Source organism: Brevibacillus sp. LEMMJ03, assembly GCF_007197875.1.
In the GTDB taxonomy this organism is placed as follows: Bacteria; Bacillota; Bacilli; order Brevibacillales; family Brevibacillaceae; genus Brevibacillus; species Brevibacillus thermoruber.
In genome coordinates, this window is sequence record NZ_VKJN01000127.1 from 1 (window position 1) to 278 (window position 278).

General features: G+C 47.1%; 1 protein-coding gene. It reads left to right on the forward strand.

Features of this window, described 5'->3' with window-relative positions; genetic code table 11:
- Positions 1 to 229 (forward strand): hypothetical protein (locus tag FOI68_RS23840; RefSeq protein ID WP_221935144.1); only part of this gene is annotated, 229 nt, incomplete at its 5' end.
- Positions 230 to 278: the final 49 nt, after the last annotated feature.

The window sequence follows — 278 nt, forward strand, 5'->3', positions numbered from 1 at the left end:
TATTCAAACAAACCTATTGCCTATTATGGGGAAAATTCAAGTGCAGATAATGGGGAATTTTCATTTGCAGTTGACACCTGACTTCTTCGGGGATTTCGTTGTATGGCGGCAGCAACTCCATTGCCCGGCCACCAAACACGATGTCCAAGTCGGTGACTTCTTGTACCTGAATCTTATTCCGTTCACTGTCTTTCCTCCTCACTTGTATCGTGGTATGCTCCGCTCATAGGAGCGTGATCGTATGGAAAAGTCGTTCTATTACGCGGTCCCCTGGCAGG